The sequence below is a fragment of the Paenibacillus sp. MZ04-78.2 genome, from assembly GCF_024213375.1.
GTDB lineage: Bacteria > Bacillota > Bacilli > Paenibacillales > NBRC-103111 > Paenibacillus_G.
In genome coordinates this window covers 76609-99885 of the sequence record NZ_JANAVJ010000011.1, presented here as the reverse complement: position 1 = coordinate 99885, position 23277 = coordinate 76609, and the positions used below count along the sequence as shown (strand labels likewise).

The window sequence follows — 23277 nt, the reverse complement described above, 5'->3', positions numbered from 1 at the left end:
CGGGGTCAGGGCTCATACCCGACCAGCCAGTCCAGGCGGCTGATTTGCATCCGGGCGGGGAGCAGGCGAAGCAATCGGTTCCGGACGGCAATGGCGGCGGGGTGCGCGAGCTGCACCATCCGGCCCATTGCGCGCGACCTGCGAACGACCAGCGCAGTCCGTCCGAACCGCTCCCGCTCATATTGCTGCAGAGCGGCAGCGGCGTCGGTGCCGGAAGTGTCTGGCGTGCCACACGTCTGCCGCAGACAGCGGGCTAGCGCAAGAGCGTCTTCCATCGCCTGTGCCCCGCCTTGCCCGAGGTTGGGCAGCATCGGATGCGCGGCGTCGCCGAGCAAGGTCACACGCCCCCGGCTCCAGCCGGCGAGCGGCCGGCGGTCGAAAATATCGTGCGAAAGGATGGAGGCCTCATCGGTCGCGGCGATCAGCGCCTCGATCGGCTCCATCCAGCCGCGAAAATGATGCAGCGCCGCCGCCTTCCTATCGGCGGGCGGAAGCTCTTGGCCTTGCGGCGCGTTGACGGCGGCGAACCAGAAGATGCGCCCTTGTCCGATTGCCGACACGCCGAACCGCTTGCCCGGCCCCCAGGCCTCGAAGCCGCCGCCCTGCTCGAACGGAAACCGTTCGTCGTGCCAATGCGCAATGCCCCGCAGCGCGGTATATCCGGCATAACGAAGCGGGGCGCTTTCGCCGAAGAGCTGCGCCCGAACGGCAGAGTGAAGGCCGTCGGCGCCGATCAGCACGTCTCCTTCGGCGGTCGTGCCGTCCTCGAAGACGGCCTTGACGCTCCGCTCACTTTGCTCCCAGCGGCGCAATTTCATATCCGTGCGCACCGTCTCGGGCTCCAGACGGCCGAGCAGAACGGAATGCAGGTCGGCCCGGTGGATCAGGTAGCTCTGCGCCCCGTAGCGCCGGGCTTGCTCTTCCGTCGGAAGCGACACCAGCAGCCGTCCGTCGGATGAATAAATATCCGCTTGCCGTATAGGGGCTCCGAGGCGGCTAACCTGTTCGTCCGCTCCAAGCTTCCGAAGTGCTTTCATAGCATTGGCGGCGAGCACGATGCCCGCGCCGATGCCTGACAGGGTGCATGTCCTCTCGTAGACCGAGACGTCCCACCCCGCGGATTGCAGCGCAATGGCCGCGGACAATCCGCCGATGCCGGCGCCAATAATGAGCGCTCTTGGACGGGATGAAGCCGATACCATGCGGGACTCTCCTTTCGGGCAGCTAACGCTGCTGTTCAGTGATATCCTGATTATAAGGCGAAGCCCTGATTCAAACAATGGTACTGATCCAGTACGACAGTCATAGAAAAAGCCGTCCTCCGTTGGTTGCTCAACGGGAAGGACGGCTTTTGCCTATTTAGCTTGAACTTACTTCACATAGGCCCACTTGAGTTCATACTCGATCGCGTATGGCGGGAAGACCACACCTTGCAGTTTCGGGTCTTTGAGCCAGCTCATGGAGCGGAAGTAGTTCGGGATGATCGGCATTTCCTCCATCATTATTTTTTCGCCGTCGACCATCATCTGCGAACGCTTAGCTTTGTCCATCTCGCCTTTCGCGCCATTGATGAACTTGTCGTATTCGGCATTCGACCAATCGACTTCGTTGAATTCGTTGCCGGTCACGTACATTTCAAGGAACGTCATCGGATCGTTATAGTCGGCGCTCCAGCCGGAGAGAGACGCTTCAAATCTGCGATTGTTCTCGTTATCGACGCGCAGCTTGTGAGGAACCGGCTCGCCGATGGCCTCGACGTCAAGATTTTGCTTCCATTGGGCCAGAACGAACTCGACGGATTTCGGACCGACGCCGTTGTCGTCCGCCTGAAGCTTGAACTTGGGCAGCTTTGTCAAGCCCAGCTCCTTTAAGCCTTCCTGAAGCAGTTGCTTCGCTTTGGCCGGATCGAATTTCGGTCTCAGCTCGCCGGCTTTTTTGCGGAACTCTGTGCCGTTGCCGTCGCTTGTTCCTTTCGGTACGAAGCCGGTGGCCGGTACGGGACCTTTGCCTGTAACTGTCTCGATGAACGCTTTGGTGTCGATGGCAAGCGCCAGCGCTTGACGGACCTTTTTGTTCTTGAAGGCCGGCACGTTTTTCTGGCTCAGCTTAACATACCAGGAAGACAACTCGGGCTGCACGACGAATTCCTGCTTTCCTTCCCATTGATTGATGCTCTCGCGTGTAATATTTTGCAGTTGGGTAGCACCGGTTTGGAACAGGTTCAGACCGGTGTTCTCGTCTTTGACGATGTTCAGCGTGATTTTTTCCAGCTTGACTTTATCTTTGTCCCAATATTTATCGTTTTTGACTAAGACGATCTGCTGCTCATGGTCCCATTGGGCCAGCTTGAACGGACCCGGGCCGATGGCGGAATCTGCGTCTGCGCCGTTTTTGTCGCCGAACTTCTCGACGATGTCTTTGCGTTGCGGGAAAAATTGCAGGAAGGATAATTGCTCGGTGAAGAATGGAATCGGGCGTTCCAAGGTGATTTCCACGGTTTTATCATCCGGCGCCTTGACGCCGAGCGCCTTCTTCGCCGCTTCGAGCTCTTGGGGGGTCTTGGCTTTCTGCACGTCCGCCCCGCCTTTAACCCAAGCTACCATAAACGCATACAATGCCTTGGTCGAAGGGTCCAGCGTACGCTGGTACGAGTAGACGAAATCCTGGGCTTTCACCGGCTGGCCGTCGGAATAGACCAGGTTGTCCTTCAGTTGGATCGTGTACGTTTTACCGTCCGCCGAAATTTTCGGCATGTCTTTAGCCAGCCCCGGCTCGGCTTTGCCGTCTTTATTCAGACGGTACAGCCCTTCGCTGACGGCGTTCATGACGGTAAACGCTGCCACCTGCACCGATTTGGAGACGTCCATCGCCCCCGGCTCCGTCCTGAAGTTAAGGGTGATCTCTTGCTTGGGGGCAGCGCTCTTCTCGCCGCCTTCGATTCCCTTACCGGGGGTCGTACCGGTGTTGCCGCCGGCACATCCGGCTGCCGTTGCGCCGACAACAGTCAAGATGACCGTTGTAGCCAGCCATTTGCGAATCTTCATAAGCTCGCTCCTTTTTCATGATTTTATAAAATCAAGAACGACAATGAATCGTTCTGTGATTCCGTTGCAAATGACACAAGTCGCATCGGCTGCTGCGTTGTTATGCAGGTTCAATGAAGTAGGGGATTGAGCGGCAGAGTTGGCGGCTCGGGGACGGCGGGAGCATGGAGGAAGGCCCGATAGGAAGTAAGTGCTCGTCCCAAATTCTAGGTTCGATGAAAGAATAATAGATTATATGTAATATTAAGTTTTGTAAAAATATATTACCAAGCTACCACAATATACCAGCGTTTTCAATACAATTTTAATAAAATGTATTCGTTTTCAAAAAGAAAATAACGGGAAGTCCGCCAACGAAATAAACCATAAGTTAAACCGGCCGGCCGAGCTGAACGAGTTTTTTTCGAAACCTCTGAAACCTAACTGCGCTCTTGCCAGTCTAAAGGGTATACACAGGAGGCGTCTCGATTTACGTTCGGCGGCCCGGCCGTTGGAGCCGAAGCAGAGACAGATGATTGCGTTCAAAGATTGGCACGATATGACCATTGAGGAGATCGCCGTCTTGCTCCGCATAGCCGACAGGCGCGGTGAAAACCATTTTGCACAGGAGGTTGAAGGAGTTGCGCAAACGATACGATAACCCGGACGAACCGACAGGCACAAGGCCGTCTCCAGCGGACGGGGCTTCCGAATCATCTGCCGAGGAAGTCTTGCGGCGCAAGCTGCTGGCCGAATTGAAGCTGCGAACGGAGGAGCTCTTTGACATCCCGCAAACGTACGAGCTTACGATTGCGGATTATCACGAAGACAAGCGCGAAGGCAGACGGGCGATGTTCGTCTGGACGAAAGCGGGCGAAGACCCCATATGGAACAAGTCCGGGAACGATAGCGGCTTATCCGTGGAGCTTAACGATCAAGGGGATCTGATCGAGTATACGATCGATGTGGAGGAGTCGGCCTGCGATTTGCCGGAGCTGCCTGTGGAGGAACTGCGGCTCCGGGCGGAGAAGTTCGCGCTCGACCATTATCCGGGCGTGCTGAAGCTGTTTTCCTTGACGCGCACCAAATCCGCAGACTCCGAGACCCTATTTTTCTACGAGCAGGAGGTCATGGGGCTGCCGCTGCCGTTGTCGGGCTTCCGGGTCAAGGTTCACCGCAGCGGCATCGTCAGCGACTTCCGGTATTTCGGCTCGCAAACGAAGCCGAAAGTCCCGGAGTCCCTTATGCCGAAGGAGCAGCTTCTGCGCCAGATTGCGGAAACCGCCAGGCTGGACCTGCGGCTGGACTTCCTTTACAAGTCCGTCGACGATACGGAAAAGGATGAGCTGAGGCTGGTTTACGAACCGAGAACCCGCTGGATGCATTTCCGAGCGGACGGGACGGAAGAGGCCCGCGAAGCAGACGAAGACACGGCATCCGAAGAGTCGGCCGTATGGCTGCCTGTTCCCGAACTGCCGGCGGTCGAGGCCCCGGCCGTCCGGACGGCGCAGGAGGTTCAGGAGCTGCTTGGACTCGATCCGGACCGGTATGTGCTGCTGAGAGAAGTGAAAATGGACGACCGTATGACCGGCATCGTCTGGCGGCGGCGCGATTGGCAGCCGGCTGCGTCAGAGGATCGTTCGCTGGGCGCTTTTTTCCGGGAGCGGGCGGAGGAGACGGTGAAAGCGCAGATCGATTCGGTCGGCGGAAAGCTGGTGTCGTTTATTCGTTTTGAAGAGGAGATTCCAGGGGAGCTGAGGCTGTCACGGGACGCGTGTTTGGACATCGCGCTTGGATTTTTGGCCCGCATGCAGCCGGGATTGGCGCCGTTTTTACAACTGCGGCAGCAGGAGGAAGCGTCCGATTCTGACAGGGAGCATTTCGATTTCCGGATCGGGAAGCAGGGCGTCTGGCTGGAGCTGGAGCATATCCGGTTATCCGTCAACAAGACGTCGGGACAGATCGGACACGCGACGGGTCCATCCGTCGATCCGGCGCACTTGCAGGCCGTCGAGGTAACACCGCTCATCGACGAGCCGGAAGCACGCCGGATTTATGCGGAAGCTCTCGAATTGAAGCTGAGATGGGAGATCGATTACTCGGGCAACGGCAAAAGGCGCCGCTACCGCTTGATGTACCGTCTGGTGCATAAGGAGAAGGGTCGGGAAATCCGTTGGATCGATGCCCGAACGGGCGAGTTGATTTGTTCGAAGCTGGATTAAAGGAGATGTTCGATGGGATGAACAAAAGAACAGAGCAGAAGTACAGCATGCGCCTGCTGAGGCTGTGGATCTGTATGCCTCGAAAGCTTCGTTACCTGGCGATTATCGGGTCGCTGGTCTTCTTGTATTGGTTCTTCAAGTGGCTTAATGGTGAATCCGGCAACCCGTTTCGTTTTCTGTTATAATGGGATCAACGGATAAGCTTGATTAGGATGAAGGCGGTGTTGTGTCTTGGAAAAAGTGCTGCAAGATCAATGCGATGAGACCTGTGACGGCACCTCTCAAATTGAAGATTTGAAGGAGAGTCTGATCCCGGAAGCGACGGCGGCCGGACTGGCGGACGTATTCAAAGCGCTGGGCGACCCGACGCGGGTGAAGATCATATATACGCTGCTGCAAAAAGAGCTGTGCGTGCATGACCTGACATTGGTTCTGGAAATGGGGCAGTCGGCGATTTCGCATCAGCTTCGCTATTTGCGCAATTTACGTATCGTGAAGCGGCGCAAAGTAGGGAAGACGGTGTTTTACTCGCTTGACGACGAGCACATCGAGCAAATTTTCGTGCAGATGCTACAGCACGTCAAGCACGGCTAGCGCTAAACGAGCATAGTAAAGCAGGGGGAGATCCTCCTGCTTTTTTTTAATTCTTTTTCATCCACTGCTACAAAATAAGGGCGAACGACGGTTGACAGAACTGCGGCGGGTGTCATAAGATGGTAATAAACGTATGAACAATTAATCATGTATTGTATAGAGGAGATGGGGACATGTCCGACAAACCATCTTGCTGCGGGTCCGAAGCGTCGCGCAGCAGCAATCCTGACGTGCATGGAAATGGCAATTCCCGGCACGATCAAGAGCTTAAGCATACGCATAAGGCCGGGTGCGGACACGAACATCGTCATGATCACGAGCATGGTCATAAGCACGCTCACGATCCCGGCCACAGTCATGACGCTTGCGGCTGCGGGGATCATCACGATCATGACCATAGCCACAGTCATAGCCACGATCCCGGCCCCAGCCATGACGCCTGCGGCTGCGGAAGCAGCCACGAGGCGGAGGATGCGGCCAACGCCACTCTGGCGGCGGCTGCTGCGGAAGCTGCGGCGGCCGGAGCGACCTCCAGCGTGTACCGCATCGAAGGAATGGACTGCGCGGATTGCGCGCGGAAGCTGGAGAAACGGGTAGGGGCACTGGCGGCCGTTCAGATCGCTTCGGTCAACTACGGGGCTGCCAAAATGACCGTCATCCATGACGGGACCGCCGGGGAAGCCGTCATGCAGACGGTTAAGCAGGCGGGCTATACGGCCATCGCCGATAATGGCACGTTGTCCGGGACCTACGTAGAGCAGCCGTTCTGGAAACGCAACAAAAAAGCGGTGCCGACGGCGGTATCCGGAGCGGTGTTTTTGTTTGCCTGGCTTCTTGACTTAACCAAAGTCGCGCCGGAGTCGGTCATCACGCTGCTGTACGCGGCGGCCATGGTGATCGGCGGCTTCCGCATCGCGCGTACCGGCATCTACGGGCTCAAGTCGGGGACGATCGGCATGGATCTGCTCATGACCGTAGCCGCAATCGGCGCCGGCTGCATCGGGCAGTGGGAGGAAGGGGCCGCTGTCGTGGTGCTTTTCTCGCTCGGCGAGACGCTTGAAGCTTACACGATGGACCGGACCCGAAGGTCGATCTGCGGACTGATGGATTTGTCGCCCAAGGAGGCGCTGGTCCGCAGGCAAGGCAGCGAGATGAAGCTGCCGACGGGACAGATCGAAGTCGGGGACATTCTGCTCGTGAAGCCCGGCGAAAAAATCGCCATGGACGGGATGGTCGTTCAAGGGACTTCGTCCGTGAATCAAGCTCCGATTACGGGCGAATCCGTTCCGGTGCTCAAGGAAACGGGCAGCGAGGCATTTGCCGGCACGATCAACGGGGAAGGGGCGCTGGAAATCCGGGTAACCCGGCGCGTGGAAGACAACACGCTGTCCCGCATCATCCGTATGGTCGAGGACGCCCAGGCGCAGAAAGCGCCGTCGCAGCGGTTCATCGACGCGTTTGCCAAGTACTATACTCCCGCTGTGCTCCTTATTGCGCTCGGTATTGCGGTGATTCCCACGCTGGCGTTCGGCCAGCCGTTCGAGCCGTGGTTTTACCGCGCGCTGATGATGCTCGTTGTGTCTTGCCCTTGCGCCTTGGTCATTTCTACGCCCGTCAGCATCGTATCGGCGATCGGCAATGCGGCGAGACACGGCGTATTGATCAAGGGCGGCGCCTATTTGGAACGGCTCGGCGCCGTAGAAGCCATCGCCTTCGACAAAACCGGCACGTTGACGGCCGGTGTGCCCCAGGTGACGGAATGCATTCCGCTGGGAGGAAGAACCGTGGAAGAGGTGCTGACGATCGCAGGAGGGATTGAGGCGCGGTCCGGGCACCCCGTCGGCGAGGCGATCGTCAGGAAAGCGAAGCGGGAGGGCGTGCCGCTTGCGGCCATCGCAGATTTTGCCGCCGTGCCCGGACGCGGAGCCAAAGCACAAGTCGGCGGCAGCTTATTCTTTATCGGGAGCCCCCGGTGGTTCGTCCAAGAGCTGGGCATTTCCCTGGAATCGCTGCAAGGAGAGCTGGAGCGGTTGGAAAGCCAAGGAAACACCGTCATGGTGCTGGGTACGGCGAAGGAGCCGTGGGCCGTCTTTGCAGCCTCCGACGAGCTTCGTCCGAACAGCCGCACGTCATTGGAGCAGCTTCGCGCCGCAGGCATCCGTCAAGTGGTGATGCTGACCGGCGACAACCGGGGAACGGCCGAGGCGACTGCCTCCAAGCTGGGCGGGATCGCCTACCGCGCCGAGCTGCTGCCCCAGGATAAAGTAACCGCCGTCCGCGAGCTGATGAACAAGCACGGGCATGTCGCGATGGTGGGGGACGGCGTCAACGATGCGCCTGCGCTGGCTACGGCCACCGTAGGCATCGCGATGGGGGCGGCCGGCACCGACACGGCGCTTGAAACGGCCGATGTCGCCCTGATGGCGGACGATCTGTCCAAACTGGCGTACACGGTGCGGCTAAGCCGCCGCGCACTGCGGATTATTAAGCAAAATATCGCCTTTTCCCTGCTTGTAAAGGCGGTCTTTCTCGCTCTCATCTTCTTCGGAGCTTCGACGCTCTGGTTGGCGGTACTCGCCGACACGGGCAGCTCGCTTATCGTGATCGCCAACGGCATGCGGCTGCTCCGCATCAAGCCATAAAGCCGCGAGGCTCATTTTCCGGCCGTCTTTCCTTGCGAAAGGCGGTTTTTTATGCTATGCCAGCTTCAGCTTGAAGCTGCGCGGCTCGTTTCCATTCGGCTCCGTCTTTTTCCCGGCCGACCCGCATAGGCTGTAACAGACGGGCCGTACAGGCCGGGGAAGGGGGAGCCGGGGTGCTGAGGCGCAGATGGAGAAGCAGTCCCTCGGGCAAAAGCAAGCTGAAGCGCACGCTGTTGATCGTGCTGGTCATTCTGCTGCTTCTCTGCATGCAGGCTTATTTGTACATCGAGCGCAATTTAAAGGAACCGTTGGTGCATCTGGCACGGGTGCGCGTGAAGCAAATCGCGACGGAAGCGATCAATTCGGCGATCGCGGACCGGATGGCGCAGAACACCAATTTTAAGAAGCTGATCGATTGGCGTACCGACAACAGCGGTAAAATTACGGGCTTCATGTTGAATTATGCGGAGCACAGCCGGATTACCGCCGACACGGTCAATATTGTCACCAAGCAGCTGGAAGCCGTAGGCTCCGTTCCCGAGCATATCCCGCTCGGTCAGGCGATGCATTCGCCAATTCTCGCTTCGTTCGGGCCGAATATTCCGATCCGGCTCGTGCCTGCGGGCACGGCCAAGGTGGAGCTGAATACGCGCTATCAGAGCGCCGGCATCAATATGATTTTGGTGGAGGTATACGTTCATGTGACGGTTGAAATGACGGTCATTATTCCATTCGATTCCACGCCCGAAGTGGTGGAAACGGAGCTGCCTGTTTCCTACTCGCTGGTAGTCGGGGATGTGCCTACCTATTATTTCGACGGCCGGGGCAATCCGGTCGGCCAGTCGGGGCCGCTGCCCCCGGGGATCTCGCTCCCGAATGTAAACGTTCCGGCGGCGAAGCCCGACGCTTCGGAGGCGCGAAGCAAGGAGTCGTCCGGCGAGCCGAAAGCAAAATAAATCCGGCACGGGATACGCGGAAGCTTCCGCGTTTACGCGCCGGATCATTCGCAGCGATATGAACGCCTCGGGCAGGGAGAGCTCCGTCACGGGGTGGTCGTCTTGCGCCGCATACGCTCTTCCCGCTCCCATTTGCGTAAATGGGGGTACGGATCGAAGGACCATTCCGTCAGCCCGTTGTCCCGGTACAATCCGTAATGCAGATGGGGCGGAAACTTCCCGGACGTGCCGGGCTTCCCATAGCCGGAGCTGCCGACCCAACCGACGACTTGGCCGGGTTTTACGATGCTGCCCTGCTGCACTTCTTTTTTGTTAAAGCCCGACAAATGCGCGTAATAATGATACACGTTGTTTAGATCGCGGATTCCGATGCGCCAGCCGCCATACGGATTCCAGCCCATCACTTCGATGACGCCGTACGTGGCGCTGCGCACGGGAACGCCGTAGCCAGCGAAGATATCGGTTCCTTCGTGGATGCGGTATCCGCCCCAGCCGCGGCTGGCCCCCCATGTGCTGCGGTAGGAATAATCGGCGCTAAGCGGCATTACGAAGCAATGCTCGTACAAGTCGAGCGTATCGAAATGGGCGTAGATCCGGGCGAATTGCTGAATCCGCTCGACGCTCCGCGTATTTTGATAATAGTCCCAAAGTCCGATGCGGAGGTCTTCCTCGGCGCTCCCTTTTTGGAGCAGGTTGGCGGCCATCGAATACAGCCGGTCAAAATCGTTCATCCGGTCCGCCAAGCCATCTCCGGAGCCGTCCCTGCCGATTCCACCGAACCACTGAATGCTCTTTACATTTTTGTCTTCGTGGTCGGGGTTAAGAATGCCGCCCCACTGCAGATCGGTAAAATAAATGGCGATCATTCCGTCAGGGGCCGGGCGCTTTTTGGCCAGGTTGATCGTCCGTTCGTATTGATCGACCGCGGCTAAATAATACCAAGGAATGCCGGTAACCGCACTGACTTTGTCGAACAGATCCTTGCGCTCGGCGAACAAGCTTTTCATTCCACTCGCCGCCTTGCTTGCTTTCGGTAATGCAGGAATCTTGGCTGCGGGAGCATAGGCGAACCCCCGGTTTTCCAAGCTCCCCCATACCGGACTAACGAGCAGCGCGGTACACAGAGCCGCCGCGATTAACACTCGTGCACGGAATGCCGCCATACGATAGCTGCCTCCTTCGTTCGGGTTTCGATTCGCTGGTTTCATTTAGCTGTAGCATGTGCGGGTCGCTGCCTTTTTATCCCTTGTCCGGTTTGATATGATGAAGGCATGGGGGGATGCCGGATGCCGTTTGATCACCGGGAAGAACATGTAGATGACCGCATGCTTATTTTGCAGGCCAATATCGACGACATGAATCCGGAATATTGTTCGTACGTGACCGACCTGCTGCTGGAGCAGGGGGCCAACGACGTATACTGGATTCCGATTATTATGAAAAAAGGCCGTCCCGGCGTCATGCTGAACGTACTGACTGACGATGAGGGCGCGAAACGAATGGAGGACGTCATTTTCCGAGAAACGACGACGCTTGGCTTGCGTTATTTGCGGGCCTCTTGCCACCGTCTGGGAAGAGAGTTTCATAGGGTCGATACGCCCTGGGGGCCCATTCAGGTAAAAGCGGGGTTCCATCAGGGAGAGCTTGTCCAGTTCGCCCCGGAGTTTAAGGAATGCGAGCAGGTGGCCAAAACGCACGGCGTGCCGCTCAAGCAGGTGTACGACGAGGTGCGGCGGCGGTTTATGGAGCGCGGACGCGCTTAAACAAGTCAACGGACGGCTCTCCCGAAGCAGACCTTACGCATGTGCTGGGGGAAGCTGTCCGTTGGCTGTTCTACTGTAGTGAAGCAGAGAACGAAAAAGCGGCCTTTTCCCGGAGGAAAAGCCGCTCGTTATATCTATTGCCGAATGGAAGTATGGTGCGGACCGTCGTTGTCATGTTTGTGGTGCACGTGAGGATGCTCCTCATCGTGCGAATGATCGCCGTGGCTATGTTTTTCGCGTCCGTGCTCATGCTCGTGTTCGTGCGAATGCTCCTGATGGTGGCGCTCATGGCCGTGCTCGTGCGAATGCCCATGATGATGTTGCCCATGGTTGTGTTCGTGCGAATGCTCATGATGATGTTGCCCATGGTTGTGTTCGTGCGAATGCTCCTGATGATGGTGCCCGTGGCCGTGCTCGTGCGAGTGCTCCTGATGATGGCGCTCATGGTTGTGTTCGTGCGGGTGCTTGTGCGAGTGTCCGTGATGATGGTGCTCCGGCTGCTGGTGTCCGTGAACGTGCTCGTGGGAGAACTCCTCGTGGTGCACCTGCCACTTGTTCATATAGGGGTCAGCCCGTCCGACAACGACGCGCAGCACGTTAGGCTGGTTCGGCAAATCGCGTGTTCCCGCCCCGTAGCCGATCGACTCCACGATCATCGGCGGGAGGCCCTTGGCGAATTCGTCGACGAGTCCGGAGACGATGCCCGCGCCTGTCGGCGTCGTCATCTCCAGCGAATACGAGGTCGGCGCGATGGGCAGCCCTCTCATCATTTCCAGCGTAGCCGGGGCCGGCACCGGATAAATGCCATGATCGCAATGCACCGTGCCGGAGCCGAGCGGTACGGCGGAGGACAAGATTTTCTCGATCTCCAGCGAATCGATGGCCAAGGCTACCCCGATCACATCGACGATCGAATCGATCGCGCCTACTTCGTGAAAATGAACGCGATCGATCGGGATGTTGTGTATTTTCGCCTCCGCTACCCCGATTTTCTCGAAAATCGCGAGGCTCAGCTTAATGACGCGCTCGTTGAAGCCGACACGATGAATCATCTCCACGATTTCCGAGTAATGGCGATGGTGCGCCGGAGGCGTATGCGGATCAAGAATGACGTCTAGCTTCAGCGCGGATATGCCGCGCTTGTTCACGCGTCTCCATTCCAGCGTGAACGGCTCGATCTGAATTTTGCGAAGCTCTTCTTCGATATAGTGACGGTCCGCGCCGGCGTCGACAAGCGCGCCCAGCGTCATATCGCCGCTGATTCCGGAGAAGCAGTCCAAATACAAGATTTTCACTTTTCATCCCTCTTTGTCCCGTTTTGGTGGATTAGTGCGGCGTTATATCCGGCGCCGAAGCCGTTGTCGATGTTCACGACGGAAATGCCGGGCGCACAGGCGTTGAGCATGGATAACAGCGCGGCAATGCCTTGAAAGCTGGCGCCGTAGCCGACGCTCGTCGGCACCGCAATGACCGGCACAGCCACCAGGCCGCCCAAGACGCTGGCGAGCGCTCCTTCCATCCCGGCGACGACCACAACCGCGCTCGCTCCGCGGATGACGGGCAGCCGGCGGAACAGCCGGTGAATACCGGCCACGCCGACGTCGTAGACGCGCTCCACGCGGGAGCCCAGGCACTCGGCCGTCACGGCGGCTTCCTCCGCCACGGGCACGTCCGACGTGCCCGCGCAGACGACGACGACGTAGCTGCCGCCGTCCGGCGCGGCTTCGCCGCTTCGCAGCCAAGTCAGCGCCCGCGCCTCGGGGTGATGCTTCACCCCCGGGATACGCTCTGCGACATAGGCGGCTTTATCCGCGTCGACGCGCGTCGCCAGCACACGGTCCGTATGAGCGGCCAGCCGCTCGAAGATCGCGGCGATTTGCTCCGCCGATTTGCTTTCCCCGTAGATGACCTCGGGGAAGCCCGTCCGTGCCGGACGGCTCAGATCAAGCTGCGCGTAGCCGAGACTGTCGTCGACTGCGTCTTCCGAAAGCGATAGGAAGGCAGCCTTGCGGCGCATCGGCCTTTCCCCGGCTGATTGCTGTCCGGCATCTTCTTTGGAGTCAAGTACGGTTTTATCGATTGCCGACTGCTCTGGCGTTCTTCCGGCTTGTACGGCCGTTTCCGGCCGACCGGCCGGGGCGGTATGCGCCCCGGACAGCCCTTCCTCCAGCAGCCGTTTGGCTTCGGCGATGTCCAAATCGCCGGATTGCACCAGCTTAAGTATGTTGTCGATGTTCATCATCGTAAATGTTCGAACCTCCCGCTCCCAAACCCTTTCCTCAGTGTACCATATTTCCAATCCCAGTGAAATTTTCGAAAGTGGATTGTTCGCCTATTCGTGATATAATAGCTTCAAATCCAAGCGCAAGAAAAAGCTTGTTGCGGAACAGGAGTGCATTCATGGCGACTCATCAAATAGAACGCAAGCCCGATTGGCTGAAAATCAAGCTGACGACGGGAGACAACTACAAAGAGCTGAAAAACATGATGCGCGGCAAAACGCTGCACACGGTATGCGAGGAAGCGAAATGCCCGAACATCCATGAGTGCTGGGCGGCACGGACCGCCACCTTTATGATTTTGGGCGACATCTGTACGCGGGCGTGCCGATTCTGCGCCGTCAATACCGGGATGCCGACAGAGTTGGATTTGCAGGAGCCGGAGCGCGTCGCGGAGGCGTCGGAGCAGATGGGCTTGCGCCATGTCGTCGTCACTTCCGTCGCGCGGGACGACCTGAAGGACGGCGGGGCTTCGGTGTTCGCCGCGACGATCCGGGCGATCCGGGGGCGTCTGCCGCTGGCTGGAGTCGAAGTGCTCATTCCCGATTTTCAAGGGGACGAGGAGGCGCTTCATACCGTGCTGGAAGCGAAGCCGGATATTTTGAACCACAACGTGGAAACGGTGGAGCGGCTGTCCGACAAGGTGCGGGCCAAGGCCAGATACCGCCGTTCGCTGGAGCTGCTTGCGCGCTCCAAGCGGATTGCCCCATCGATTCCGACAAAATCGAGCATCATGCTCGGTGTCGGAGAGACGTGGGACGAAATTTTACAGACGATGGACGACTTGCGCGCCGTCGATTGCTCCATCATGACGATCGGTCAATACTTGCAGCCTTCGCTCAAGCATTTGCCGGTATCCAAGTACTACACGCCGGAGCAATTCGCAGAGCTGAAGCAGGAGGGCTTGAAACGCGGGTTCAGTCACGTGGAGTCCGGTCCGCTCGTTCGCAGCTCGTATCATGCGCATGAACAGGTCCAATCGGCGAAGCAGTCGTAGAATTCGGAGGTGATACGGTGATTCATATTTCGGGCAAAACGTACGAAGTGGTTGTTGATCATAAGAACGGCTGGCGTTTCGAGGCGTTCCGCGACCGGTACAGCGAGGTGCTGGAGCGGTACGATTATATTGTGGGCGATTGGGGCTACAGCCAGCTCCGCCTGCGCGGATTTTTTAAGGACAACCATCCGAAAGCGACGAAGGACAGCATGATCTCCACGCTTCAGGATTATTTGAACGAGTACTGCAATTTTGGCTGCGCCTATTTCATCATTGAGAAGGTGCCGAACAAGAGCGGAGTGGAACCGACCGGAGCGCCGGGGGATTTCTACGAGGATAAACCGGCGGCCGAGGCAGGCGCAGAGACGGAACAAGGCGCGCAGCCCGCTGTAACGGCCGAAGCCTCCGTGCACCGGCATGAGGACACGGCCGCTGTTGCGGCCCCCCGCACGCCGTCGCCGCAGCATCAACGGTACAACCCGTCCGGCAAGACGTACGGTCCCCGCCACGGGCAGGGCCAGCAGTCCGGCGGCCAAAACCAGTCCAAATCGCAGCACGGTTCTGCGCGGCAGGGCGAGGGAAGATCAGGGGGCCGACATCAAGGTCAAGGCCAGAACAGGCAGCAGGGGCACGCGTCCAAGCCGAAAAGCGGACAGCCCTCCCAGAATCCGCCGAAGCCCAAGCCGGAATCGTCTCGCGTGGAAGCGTAACGACAAATAAAGACCCGATGCTCCGTCTCCCTGCAAAAGTGCGGGAAGGACGGGCATCGGGTCTTTTTGCGCCATTGGCCGTGTGATCAGACCATGTCATAACCGATGAACGCTTCGCGTACGCGGCTCCAGAACGGAAACGGGCGGAAGCGGGCGAACTTGACCTTTTTGCCGGCGGCGACCATGCTGCGGATCGAGATGATGTCGTTGCGCTGCATATACAAGTGATCGAGCGACAGCAAAATATTTTGGTTCGCACGCGGGTAAATGTCGCAGTGATGATGCTTCGGCAGTAAGATCGGCGAACCGAGCGTACGGTATACGCGATTGTTAATCGAAGCGATCTCCGCTATCTGAATGGCGTCGAGCGACGGATGCACGATGGCGCCGCCCAAGCTTTTGTTGTAGGCGGTGCTTCCGGACGGCGTGGAGATGCAGATGCCGTCGCCGCGGAACGTCTCGAGCAGCTCGTCGTTAATATGCAGCTGGGCAACCAGCGTAGCGTCGACGCCTTTCAGCGTAAATTCGTTCAGCGCAAGCTCCGTTTCGATCCCTTGGGGAGTCGTGATCTGGATCTCGACCAAAGGATATTTGACGGCGCGCAGGTCGTTTTGATTGGCGCTCTCGCCCATTAATTGAGCAAGCAGCTCGACTTCATCCGGCTTCCAATCGGCAAAAAAGCCGAGTCTTCCTGTGTGAATCCCGGTAAATGCAATGTGATCGAGCTGGTCCTTATATTGATGAAACGCATGCAGCAGCGTCCCGTCGCCGCCAATGGACAGTACAATATCGGGGGACGTTTCTTCGTGAATGAGCCCGTACTGACGGATCAATTCGTGAAACCTGTGCATCAATTGGATGGAGATGTCATCGCCGCGGTGTATTACATTGTATTTCAACCGGTTTTCCTCCTATAACTATCCGCTTTCGTCAGCTGTCGGCTCCCGAAGCGGAGCAATACTCCTCCATAAGCGCGGCAGTGCTGTCCGGAACACGGTGGAACTGCACGGCTACCCGGTAAGCATCGCTGCTGAAATGGGCTACGCGCACGATTTCCCCATAGACCGTAATTTTCTGGGCAATGCCGGGAAGAACAAAAGATAATTCCAATTCAAGCGGGCAAAACACGCGGGTCGACGTCATAAACGCCATCCCTCCGCTGGACAAATCCAGGATTTGTCCCGTGAACGCCACGTTCTGATGCGATAGTTGCTCCCGTACCCCGACGATCCGGGAGGTAACCGGCGTGCGGGTAGGCAGAGCAATACGCGGATAGCGCCTTTTTTGCGACAGCTTCAGCTCCAGCGGCGCGGTTAAGGTTAACGTGCATACACTGCGTTTCGTTTCCAAATGCAGCAGATCAACCAAAGCATAATACAGAATGCCCTGCTCGCGGAAAGAAAATTCAATAAAACATACATGATGCAGCTTCTCCAGCGGATGGATCGACGCGGTATCGAACGTGACCGTCAGTTCCTCCGCGGAAGCCTTGAGAAGCGTAAAGTTGTCCTCGTAGCAAAAGGGCGAGCCCTCTTTGGTTTCGCCTACCACGATGAGACTGCAGCTTCTGGGGAAAACAACCGTTTCGTTTGCCAAGGCCAAGGTCCAATTCATCAGTTATCACCACACGGTATGATTTTCTGAAACTTTCATTACCGTTTACATCCATAATAATCAATAATGTAAAATAACACAATGCCGGAAGCGCGGGGCTCAAGTTTGCTCCAGCGCATTACCGGCTTTGCGCGTGTGAGCCTGCTCCCTCACGACGCTACGGCGCCCGGACTGTTTATTGCTCCGGATGCTGTTTTCCGTCCCTTGCTTGCTTTTTGCTGTGGAAACAAAAGAAAATCCCGCTCGCTGGAGCGGGATGATTGGGGGCAAGTGATTAGCGGTGGGAAAAATGTAAGGCGTATCGGCTCGATCTCCGGGCGTGGTGCGCCGTTGCTCCTCGCCCGGAACAAAGGCCGGATCGAGGCTCGACCCGGCGTTCCGTTAAAAGGTTGTAACCAGCGGCAATTCGAAGCGGCGGGCGAAGTTCGCGCTCACCGGATACACTCGCACGCTGTAGTTGGGGCCGTGCTGGAGATGGGGGGGAAGAGCCGCCCGGTACAGCACGGTATTGTCTCCGAGCTCGCGTACGGGCTCCATCGTCACGATCACCGGGTCCCAACGGCTCGCTTTTTCCTCGTAATAGACAATCTCGACCGCCGTATCTTTATACCAAACCGGTCCGAATTTCACCGTGGCTGTAACCTCCTTAGGGGAGGTTGCGTTCGGATGAGCCGGAGGATCGTTCAGCTCGGCGACGCGGACATGATGCCAGTTTTTCTGGATAAATTTCTTGTAATCGGCGACCTTGGTCGCTTCGTCATAGCGGTTGGCCACAAAATGCTGCGTTCGCTTCAAGGCCGGGACGTAAAATTCGTTCACGTACTCTATGACCATCCGATCCGAATTGTACACCGACGCGAGCGTGCGGATCGAGCGCTTCATCCGGGCGATCCATTGGGCCGGCAGCGGGCGTTGATTGTAATAGAGCGGCACGATCTCCGTTTCGAGCAGCCGGTAGATCGCTTCGGTGTTCTCGCGCTCCTGCGTACCGGCATCCGCCCCGTCGCTTGCTTCGATGCTCCAGCCGTTGGCGCCGTCGTAGCCTTCCTCCCACCAGCCGTCCAGCACGCTGAAGTTGATGACGCCGTTCATCGCGGCTTTTTGGCCGCTGGTGCCGCTCGCCTCGTACGGCCGCCTCGGGTTGTTGAGCCATACGTCCACCCCCTGCACCAGATGGCGCGCCATGTTCATGTCGTAATTTTCAAGCATTACGATTTTGCCGCGGAACCGGTCTATATCGGACACCCTGTAGATCTCGCGGATCAGCTCTTGTCCGGGGCGATCGGCCGGGTGCGCCTTGCCCGCGAAGACGAACTGCACAGGCCGGTTCGGATCGTTCACCAAGCGGTCCAGCCGCTCCAAATCGTTGAAGATCAGATTGGCCCGCTTGTACGTCGCGAACCGCCGGGCGAAGCCGATGGTCAGCGCGTCGGGGGACAAGTAGTCCCGGACCTCCTCGATCCGGTCCGCCGGCAGGCTGTTGCGGCGCCGCTGCTCGCGCAGGTTGGCGCGGGCGAGCCGGATCATCCGCTGCTTCAGCTCCATATGAACGGACCAGAGCGATTCGCTTGGCACCAGATCGACGGTTTTCCATACGTCTTTATTGGCTTGATGGCTCAGCCACTTTCCTGGCAAAAAGCGGTCGAACAGCTCCTTGAGATCGGGAGCGAGCCATGTGCTCAGGTGGACGCCGTTGGTCACATGCCCGATCGGCACCTCCGGGATGTCGATGCCGCCGTGGAAAGCCCGGAACATCTCGCGCGACACGTGGCCGTGCAGCTTGCTGACTCCGTTGCGCAGCGCGGAGGCGTTCAAGGCCAGGTGGGTCATGTTGAACAACTGCTTCGGTTCGTCGAGTCCAAGCCGGGTCCATTCCCGCCGGGCGGACGGATAATCGGCGAACAGGCGGCTGAAATAATATTCGAACATCGGGAGCGGGAACGCATCGTGCCCGGCCGGTACCGGCGTATGCGTCGTAAATACGGTGCTGGCGCGGATGACCTCCAGCGCGACGTGAAACGGAAGGCCTTTATCCAACTGCTCGCGGATTCGCTCGAACGATAGAAACGCCGCATGCCCTTCGTTGATATGGAACGTGCCGGTTGGAATCCCCAGCGCCCGCAGCGCTTTGACGCCGCCGACGCCGAGCAGCACCTCCTGCGCAATCCGGATATCCTGGTTCCCGCCGTACAATTGAGCCGTCAGCTCTCGGTCCCAGGGGCTGTTTTCCTCTAAGTCGGCATCGAGCAAATAGACCGGCACGCGGCCGACCTGCACCTGCCATACCTTCAAGCGGACGGTCCGGTCGGCCAGCGACACGTCAACGGTCAATTCCTGCAGCGGAGGCGCGCTATCCCCTTGACCTGTGGCCGTCGCTTGGCCTTCCAGCACCGGAACATAGGCGGGAACGATCGGCAGCTTGTTGAAGTCGTAGGCGATATTTTCGGCCAGCTGCCCGCCCTCCGTATCCAGCTTTTGATCGAAATAGCCTTTCTTGTAAAGCAATCCGATGCCGACCAGCGGTACGCCCAAGTCGCTGGCCGATTTGCAGTGGTCCCCAGCCAGAACGCCAAGCCCTCCCGAGTAAATCGGGAGCGATTCATGAAAGCCGAATTCCGCCGAGAAATAAGCGATCGCCTGACGGGTGTGCTGCGGGTACTCCTTCTGAAACCACGTTTCCGCCTCGCGGTACGCATCCCACTCGGCCATGACGTCACGGTACCGCTGCAGGAAGGCTTCGTCCTCCGACCGTTCCTTCAGCACGGCTGCATCCGTTTCCGTCAACAAGCGCACGGGATTGTGCCGGAACTGGTCCCACAGCTTCGGCTCGATCGCCGCGAACAGCGCCTTGGCCCCGTCGTTCCAGCTAAACCACAGGTTGAAAGCAAGCTCGCTCAATCGCCCGATGGCGGGCGGAAGCGCCAAATCTCTTCGATGGAACATCGTATACATCATTTCACCTCGACCCTGAATTTGATCCCTCAACTGCAGAAGCCCGGAGCCGGATATGCTTCTGTTGGCTCCTAGTAGTATCTTATGATCGAATCCGCTTCATACATCTTTTGCCTATAAGAAAGCAGAACGATAGGAGCAGCGATGCGCCCAGCACCGCAGCAAACGTAAGCCCGGCCGCCGGAAGCGTATGCTGCGCCAGCGTCTTTAGCGGGCGGGTCATGTCCGGCTCGGGAAAAAAGGCGGCAAACTCGGCATGATAAGGGGCGAGCGGCCGCCACAAAACGATGACAAGCCCGGCCGCCAGCAGACCGTGGATGAACCGGGCTGCGACGAACGGCGCATAGCGAAGGTTCGTATGGTGCAGCAGGCTGACGATCTGCGCATGCACCGAAAGTCCCGCCCAGGACAGCACCCAGGCGGCGATCGCCACCTGATACACCAGCGGTACGCCGGCTGCCGCACCTGCGGCTTTGGCCCCAAGCGTTACCTCGAAGAAGCCGCTGGCTACCGCTTCGGCGAGCGGGAGCGGCAGTCCGAAGACGCCCAGCACCGATTCGATGGCCGCGTAGAACAAGTTCATCACCTTCGCGGAAGCCATCACCTCCATGACGACGGAGAAGAAGACGACGAGCCCGCCGATCACGAAAATCATCTGCAGCCCCGAGCCGAGCGCCTGCTGCAGCATCGTGCCCAGCGTCCGGCCGTCGTTCATCCGGGCGTGGTGCATAGCTTCGAAAGCGCGGCGCCACAGCGGCTGGTCAGGGGAGGCTTCCGGAAGAGACGTGAACGCCGGCTGGCGATATTCGTCGGCGTGCTTCCCCGGCCTGCCGTGAAACCGCATCAGGAGGCCGATGAGCAGAGCCGAGCCGTAATGCGCCGCGGCGAGCACGCCCGCAAGCGCGGCATCGTGGAAAAAACCGACGGCTACGGCGCCGATCAGAAAGATCGGGTCGGACGATGTCGTAAAAGCGACCAGCCGTTCGCCCTCTTCCCGGTTGACGAGCCGCTGCGTCCACAACTGCGATGTCAGGCGCGCGCCGATCGGATAGCCGGAGGCGAAGCCCATGGCCATGACGAATCCCCCGATGCCGGGAACGCGGAATACCGGCCGCATCATCGGATCGAGCAGCATACCGAAAAAATGCACGATGCCCAGCCCGAGCATGATTTCGGTGATGACGAAAAACGGGAACAGCGCCGGAAACAGCACGTCCCACCAGATGGACAATCCTTTCAGCGAGGCTTGGAACGCCTCGGAGGGGAAAGCGAGCATCAAGCAGGCCAGCAGGACGGCGAGCGATGCGGCGACATGGACGGATATTCGTTTGCCAAGCAAAGGGACCACTTCCTTTCGAGAAAGGCCTGTCATTCTGATATATGAGCCGCTACGGGGAGACATGCCTCGCGGACGCGCGGACAAGGGGACGAAAAAATCGCCGGGCCGTCAGAAAAAGGCTGGATTTTCAAGCTATGTATGGTACAATAGTACCAATATGAGAATGGGAGTGATTTCAGATGATGGGTATCATTGCTGGAATTCTCGTATGCGCTTTTGTGTATGTCATTAGGGAGACGTTGATGACATCGGGCGAAGAAGATGTATAAAGCGTTTGACAAAATAACGATGCTAAGGTGCAAGACAGCTTAGCATCTTTTTTCGTTAGGAGATGAACCGTATGACCCGAGGAGAACGGGAGTTGACGTTTTACGAAGCGATCGGCGGGGAGAAGGCCATCCGCAGCATAGTGGAGGCTTTTTACCCGAAGGTGCAGGCGCATCCGCTGTTGGGGCCCCTGTTCCCGGAAGATATTACGCCGGTCATGGAAAAGCAGTATTTGTTCCTGACGCAGTTTTTCGGCGGACCGCCGCTGTATTCCGGGCAGTACGGGCATCCGATGATGCGTGCGCGGCATTTGCCGTTCCCGATCACGCCGGAGCGCGCGGACGCCTGGCTCGGCTGTATGGCGGAGGCGCTGGAAGAAACGGGAATGGACCGGGAGCTTCGGCTTGCCATACTGGAGCGGCTGAAGGGTCCGGCGTATCATTTTATCAACAGCCAGAGCAGCAGCTAACGAAGCTTATCGAGACTAGAAAATGAAGCTGATCGAAGGAAGTGTGTCCCGTGGTCGAACCTTTATTTCAAGTCAGTGTCAGATGTTATCACTGCGACGTCGTATTTCAAACGTCCCGCGTTCGCCCGAGCTTCAAGAAGGCGTCCGGCACCGACACCGATTTCTGCGTTCATTATAAGGATATCAACCCCGACTTTTATGTCGTACGCATCTGCCCCCACTGCGGGTTTGCGGGGACGGAAAATTCCAAGGACCGGCTAACGCCTGCGCAAAAAACGGCGTTCCGCGATAAAATCGCCGATCATTGGACATATAAGGACTACGGGGGCGAACGGACGTGGGAGGAAGCGCTCTACGCCTACAAGCTTGCTCTCATTACGGCCCAGACGGTCAACGATAAAGGGCGCATCACCGCAGGTCTGCTGCATCATATTGCCTGGCTTTACCGCTATCGGAACGACAAGGCGCAGGAAGCCCGGTTTTTGCAGCATGCGCTGGACGAATACACGCGGGCGTTCGAGACGGAAGCGGGGGAGATGAACAATGCCCGTCTGATGTACCTGATGGGGGAGCTCAACCGCCGGCTGAAGCAGTATAATCCAGCGGTCAAATGGTTCTCGCGCGTCATTAACGACAAGCGCATCATGGATGCCGGCATGATTCGGGCATGCCGCGAGCAGTGGGCCGTGACCCGTGAGGATATGCTTGTGGATTCGGTCGTTCTCGAACCCGAGGCCCAGGAATTGACCTGATACCCTTAACGCAAAAACGCTTCAAGCTTCCCGGCACGATCCGAGAACGCTTCAAGCGTTTTTTTGCTGTGTTTGATTCTCGCGATAGAACAAAAGCAATTCATGAAGATGGTTCCCTGGAAAGACGGGAACACTTACTCTTTGCCGTATCGGCGCAGCGGACGGCCCGCAAGCAAATAATCTTGGTCGGCATCGACCAGCGTCTCTCTATTTCGGCAGCAGGGGAAGACGAGCAGCTTTTTGACGCCTTCGCGAAGTTCCGAGAGGTCTTTCAGCTTGAGCGGCAGCAAAACATTAGCAGCGTGGCAAAAGGGGCAGCTTTGAACGTATACGTCTTGTCCGATCCGTTCATAGGGCCATGTATTCTCAAAAGGTATCATCGGTCTACTCCCGGCCGGAACCGCCGGAATCTTGATCCGGTGCCGGAGCTGTGGAATTGTCCTTCGCCTTTCCGGCAAGCTCGGCCAGCTTCTGTAGAAGAATGTGCTGAGGCATATGCATCAGGTGTTCGAGCGGAACGTTCAATTCCTTCGCGAGTTTCTGCGCCGTCTCGGGTGAAATCTGCAAAGGTCTCATTCGCAGTCCCTCCAGTCTATAGATTTATAGTCTCCATTTAATCATATTCGAGACCTGAAATACAACCAAAAAATGGGGCCGTCGCATTTTGGTTTTACGCCAAATTGTGGTTTAATGAAAAG

At 57.9% G+C, this 23277-nt stretch carries 21 protein-coding genes; 10 read left to right on the top strand and 11 right to left on the bottom strand.

The genetic code is table 11. The features are described from left to right. Positions 1-5 precede the first annotated feature (5 nt). Both NLX71_RS11000 and NLX71_RS10995 read right to left on the bottom strand, forming a co-directional pair. Positions 6-1202, bottom strand: a complete 1197-nt coding sequence (locus tag NLX71_RS11000) for an FAD-dependent monooxygenase (RefSeq protein ID WP_254363670.1) — start codon at positions 1200-1202, stop codon at positions 6-8. 168 nt (positions 1203-1370) lie between these two features. Further along, on the bottom strand, positions 1371-3044 hold the full coding sequence (locus NLX71_RS10995; protein ID WP_254363669.1) for a peptide ABC transporter substrate-binding protein: 1674 nt from the start codon (positions 3042-3044) through the stop codon (positions 1371-1373). A gap of 620 nt (positions 3045-3664) precedes the next feature. Here NLX71_RS10995 and NLX71_RS10990 point away from each other — a divergent pair. The 5 genes from NLX71_RS10990 (at position 3665) to yunB (ending at position 9437) form a co-directional block, all read left to right on the top strand. Beyond that, positions 3665-5245, top strand: coding sequence for a YcdB/YcdC domain-containing protein (locus NLX71_RS10990; protein ID WP_254363668.1), 1581 nt, complete (start codon positions 3665-3667; stop codon positions 5243-5245). A gap of 17 nt (positions 5246-5262) precedes the next feature. Further along, positions 5263-5430 carry a hypothetical protein gene (locus tag NLX71_RS10985; RefSeq protein WP_254363667.1) on the top strand — a complete coding sequence of 56 codons (168 nt, stop codon included), beginning with the start codon at positions 5263-5265 and terminating at the stop codon, positions 5428-5430. Between the two features lie 46 nt (positions 5431-5476). Further along, on the top strand, positions 5477-5839 hold the full coding sequence (locus tag NLX71_RS10980; RefSeq protein ID WP_254363666.1) for an ArsR/SmtB family transcription factor: 363 nt from the start codon (positions 5477-5479) through the stop codon (positions 5837-5839). A gap of 173 nt (positions 5840-6012) precedes the next feature. Continuing rightward, positions 6013-8481: a heavy metal translocating P-type ATPase gene (locus NLX71_RS10975; RefSeq protein WP_302058177.1), complete on the top strand. Its 2469-nt coding sequence runs from the start codon at positions 6013-6015 to the stop codon at positions 8479-8481. A 173-nt stretch (positions 8482-8654) separates the two neighbouring features. Then, positions 8655-9437 (top strand): sporulation protein YunB, encoded by a 783-nt coding sequence (gene yunB, locus NLX71_RS10970; protein ID WP_254363665.1) that lies wholly within the window; start codon positions 8655-8657, stop codon positions 9435-9437. Between the two features lie 86 nt (positions 9438-9523). Here the strand turns inward: yunB and NLX71_RS10965 are convergent, their stop codons facing one another. Beyond that, on the bottom strand, positions 9524-10600 hold the full coding sequence (locus NLX71_RS10965; RefSeq protein ID WP_254363664.1) for a M23 family metallopeptidase: 1077 nt from the start codon (positions 10598-10600) through the stop codon (positions 9524-9526). A gap of 123 nt (positions 10601-10723) precedes the next feature. On the opposite strand from NLX71_RS10965, the gene larC2 reads away from it, so the two are divergent. Beyond that, the gene (larC2, locus tag NLX71_RS10960) at positions 10724-11200 is read left to right on the top strand and encodes a nickel pincer cofactor biosynthesis protein LarC2 (protein WP_254363663.1); all 477 of its coding nucleotides are present in this window, start codon (positions 10724-10726) and stop codon (positions 11198-11200) included. A 134-nt stretch (positions 11201-11334) separates the two neighbouring features. Here the strand turns inward: larC2 and larC are convergent, their stop codons facing one another. Beyond that, complete coding sequence (gene larC, locus NLX71_RS10955) at positions 11335-12495, bottom strand: nickel pincer cofactor biosynthesis protein LarC (RefSeq protein WP_254363662.1); 1161 nt, start codon at positions 12493-12495, stop codon at positions 11335-11337. Further along, positions 12492-13442 (bottom strand): nickel pincer cofactor biosynthesis protein LarB, encoded by a 951-nt coding sequence (gene larB / locus NLX71_RS10950; protein WP_254363657.1) that lies wholly within the window; start codon positions 13440-13442, stop codon positions 12492-12494. The genes larC and larB overlap by 4 nt, the downstream gene beginning before the upstream one ends. A gap of 158 nt (positions 13443-13600) precedes the next feature. On the opposite strand from larB, the gene lipA reads away from it, so the two are divergent. Both lipA and NLX71_RS10940 read left to right on the top strand, forming a co-directional pair. Next, complete coding sequence (gene lipA, locus NLX71_RS10945) at positions 13601-14476, top strand: lipoyl synthase (protein WP_254363656.1); 876 nt, start codon at positions 13601-13603, stop codon at positions 14474-14476. 17 nt (positions 14477-14493) lie between these two features. Beyond that, positions 14494-15186 carry a YutD family protein gene (locus NLX71_RS10940; RefSeq protein WP_254363654.1) on the top strand — a complete coding sequence of 231 codons (693 nt, stop codon included), beginning with the start codon at positions 14494-14496 and terminating at the stop codon, positions 15184-15186. Between the two features lie 86 nt (positions 15187-15272). Here the strand turns inward: NLX71_RS10940 and NLX71_RS10935 are convergent, their stop codons facing one another. The 4 genes from NLX71_RS10935 to ylbJ all read right to left on the bottom strand — a co-directional run bounded on the left by NLX71_RS10935 (position 15273) and on the right by ylbJ (position 21091). Next, entirely contained in the window at positions 15273-16085 is an 813-nt protein-coding gene (locus NLX71_RS10935; RefSeq protein ID WP_254363653.1) for an NAD kinase, read from the bottom strand. Between the two features lie 31 nt (positions 16086-16116). Beyond that, entirely contained in the window at positions 16117-16800 is a 684-nt protein-coding gene (locus tag NLX71_RS10930; protein WP_254363651.1) for a PilZ domain-containing protein, read from the bottom strand. 381 nt (positions 16801-17181) lie between these two features. Then, positions 17182-19743 carry an alpha-glucan family phosphorylase gene (glgP, locus tag NLX71_RS10925; RefSeq protein ID WP_254363650.1) on the bottom strand — a complete coding sequence of 854 codons (2562 nt, stop codon included), beginning with the start codon at positions 19741-19743 and terminating at the stop codon, positions 17182-17184. 91 nt (positions 19744-19834) lie between these two features. Beyond that, positions 19835-21091: a sporulation integral membrane protein YlbJ gene (gene ylbJ / locus NLX71_RS10920; protein WP_254363649.1), complete on the bottom strand. Its 1257-nt coding sequence runs from the start codon at positions 21089-21091 to the stop codon at positions 19835-19837. A 340-nt stretch (positions 21092-21431) separates the two neighbouring features. On the opposite strand from ylbJ, the gene NLX71_RS10915 reads away from it, so the two are divergent. After that, entirely contained in the window at positions 21432-21827 is a 396-nt protein-coding gene (locus tag NLX71_RS10915; protein WP_254363647.1) for a globin domain-containing protein, read from the top strand. 50 nt (positions 21828-21877) lie between these two features. Further along, the gene (locus NLX71_RS10910) at positions 21878-22579 is read left to right on the top strand and encodes a DUF2225 domain-containing protein (protein WP_254363645.1); all 702 of its coding nucleotides are present in this window, start codon (positions 21878-21880) and stop codon (positions 22577-22579) included. 134 nt (positions 22580-22713) lie between these two features. Here the strand turns inward: NLX71_RS10910 and NLX71_RS10905 are convergent, their stop codons facing one another. Together NLX71_RS10905 and NLX71_RS10900 are read right to left on the bottom strand one after the other, a co-directional pair. Continuing rightward, positions 22714-22959, bottom strand: a complete 246-nt coding sequence (locus NLX71_RS10905; RefSeq protein ID WP_254363644.1) for a hypothetical protein — start codon at positions 22957-22959, stop codon at positions 22714-22716. A 4-nt stretch (positions 22960-22963) separates the two neighbouring features. Continuing rightward, positions 22964-23155 carry a YycC family protein gene (locus tag NLX71_RS10900; protein ID WP_254363642.1) on the bottom strand — a complete coding sequence of 64 codons (192 nt, stop codon included), beginning with the start codon at positions 23153-23155 and terminating at the stop codon, positions 22964-22966. Positions 23156-23277 lie beyond the last annotated feature (122 nt).